The 2,586-nt window shown below is 63.5% G+C and carries 2 pseudogenes; both read right to left on the reverse strand.

The window, feature by feature from the left end:
- Nucleotides 1-98 precede the first annotated feature (98 nt).
- Nucleotides 99-859: pseudogene (gene istB / locus I6F35_RS39425) on the reverse strand (IS21-like element helper ATPase IstB).
- A gap of 16 nt (nt 860-875) precedes the next feature.
- A pseudogene (gene istA, locus I6F35_RS39430) lies at nt 876-2,413 on the reverse strand (IS21 family transposase).
- Between the last annotated feature and the right edge of the window lie 173 nt (nt 2,414-2,586).

Here is a 2,586-nt window from a genome sequence, read left to right on the forward strand (position 1 = left end):
TGCATATTTCACTGATGGTGAGCAGCGATTTCGCGCGATCGTGAGCGCCGAATTCAGACGATCGTGAGCAGCCCGCTCCGGCCGAGGCGGTGATAGAGTCAGCGTTCTGGCTGCTCGTCAAGGGTGATGGTTTTGGCGTTGCGTTTTCGCATGCTTTCGCCGGCAAGCTGGAGGCGGTGAGCGTTATGGACGAGGCGGTCTAGGACGGCGTCGGCGTAGGTTGGGTCTCCGATAACTTCGTGCCATGTGTCCACAGGGAGTTGGCTGGTTACGATGGTGGAGGCGCGGCCATGGCGGTCCTCGAGGACTTCCAGTAGATCGCGCCGCTCGGCGGCGGTGAGCACCGACAATCCCCAATCGTCCAAAATCAGAAGCTGGGCGCGGCCAATGGTTTTGAGCAAGCGGGCATAACGTCCATCGCCCCGTGCGAGCGCCAACGCTTCGAACAATCTTGGGACGCGATGATAGAGAACGGAGCGATTGTCGCGGCAGGACTTGTGGCCGAGGGCACAGGCTAACCAACTTTTGCCCAATCCGGTCGCTCCGGTTATGAGCAAATTCTCGCGGCGATCGATCCAGTCGCCGCTGACGAGCTTGGCGAAGACGGCCCGGTCGATACCCCGCGGCGTGCGCAAATCGACATCCTCCACGCAAGCATTCTGGCGGAGCGCGGCCAGCTTGAGGCGCGTGGTGAGCCGCCTGGTGTCGCGTTCCGCGGCTTCCCGGTCGACCAGCAGGCCGATGCGATCTTCGAACGGCAAGGCTTCGAGATCAGGTGATCGTCGCTGCTCCTCGAAGGCCTTGGCCATGCCGCTCAAGCCGAGCTCGATCAGCGTTCGTGGGTGGGATGGTTAAGCATACAGGTCTCCTTGGCTTCAGTGGAAATAATCCCGGCCGCGGATGTTGCCGTGGCGCAGGGGTTGGTGTTCGGAGGGTTCGTCGAGAAAGGTGCGATCCAGGCCGTTCTGGAGGATGGAGCGGATCGAGGCGACGGATCGCGCCTTGATCAGAATGCCGCGTCGGCAGGCCGCGTCGACGCGCTCGGCGCTGTAGCTTCTGGTCAGCGACAGAATGCCGAGGCAGGTGCGAAAGCCTTGCTCGGGATGCGGCCGGGCCGCGATCACGGCCTGAAGGCGGCGGTCGACGGACCGATCCGCTCGCCAGCGGCGATCACTCCGGCGGGCGTCCATTGGCCGTAGCGCCGATGGGCGCTGGGCATATGGTCGGCGATGGTGGTGTGGCCCCGCCGGTTGGGCGCGCGGGCGTGGCTAGCGATCCTGCGGCCGTTGTGGAAGATCTCGATCGTCCTGTCGTCGATGCGCGCATCGACGAGCTCACGGATGAGCCGATACGGCGCGGAATACCAGTGGCCGTCGATCTCGATATGATAATCGGGGCCAACCCGGCAGCGCTTCCAGCGCGCGAAAGCGTAAGCCTGGTCCGGCAGCTTTGTCAGCTTGGGCTTGTCGAGCTCGGCGAACAGTTCGGCGCGGCTGGCGCCAAAGTCGCGCATCTGCCGGGCATTGAGTTCGACGACGAGGATTTTGATGGCTGCGTTCAGCTCCGCCAATGAAAAGAAGCGTTGGTTGCGCAGCCGCGCCAGGATCCATCGCTCGGCGACTTGCACCGCAACTTCGACCTTTGCCTTATCCTTTGGGCGCCGCGGCCGGGCTGCGAGAATGGCCGTGCCGTAATGGCTCGCCATCTCGGCGTAGGTTCGGTTGAGGCCAGGATCGTGGCGGTCGGGATTGGTGACGGCGGCCTTGAGATTGTCGCAGACCACGAATGTCGGCGCGCCGCCGAGGAAGGCGAAAAGGTTGATGTGGACCCGGATCCAGTCGGCGAGCCCCTCGCTTGGGCAGGCCTCGGCGTAGGTATAGTTGGAGGCGCCCATCGCCGCGACGAATAGCTTCATCGACTGCACTTCCCCGTTTGAGGGATCGATGACGTCGATGGTGTCGCCGGCGAAATCCACGAAAACCTTCTCGCCGCCCAGATGGGTCTGCCGCATCGAAGGCCGGGCTCGCCCCTTCCAGGCCTCGTAGGTCGTGCAGAACCACGTGTGGCCGAATCCATCGGGATGGGTGGCGCGATACTCGTCCCACAGCAGCCGGCGGGTCACGTTGCGCCGGCGCAGCTCCTTGTCGACATAGCCCCAGTCGGGAACGGGCCGCTGTGGGCTCTGCGACGCAGGCCTCGGCGCAGGGAAAAGCAGCAGCTCCAGGTCTTCGTCAGTCATTCCGGCCGGCAACGGCCAGTTCAGCCCGGCAGCCCCGGCCCGGCGCAGATAGCTGTGCACGGCGCCGTTGCTGATGCCCAGGGTGCGCGCAATGGCTCGCTCCGGCAAGCCTTGAACATGTTTTAAGCGGAGAAACTCTTTGATCCGGCGCATCGACAATCTCAGGGTGGGCATCGGCCTTCCTCGTTCACTGACGAGGCAGTTCCTAAGCCGGTTGAGTTGTCGGCCGAAGCGGGCTGAGCCGCGGAAAAGTTGCTCACGATCCCGCGAAATCCGTGCTCACGATCGTCTGAAATCTCTGCTCACGATCCCCTGAAATCCGTGCTCACGATCCCGCGAAACATGCA

Origin of the sequence: Bradyrhizobium sp. BRP22 (assembly GCF_020194175.1) — a bacterium.
In the GTDB taxonomy this organism is placed as follows: Bacteria; Pseudomonadota; Alphaproteobacteria; order Rhizobiales; family Xanthobacteraceae; genus Bradyrhizobium.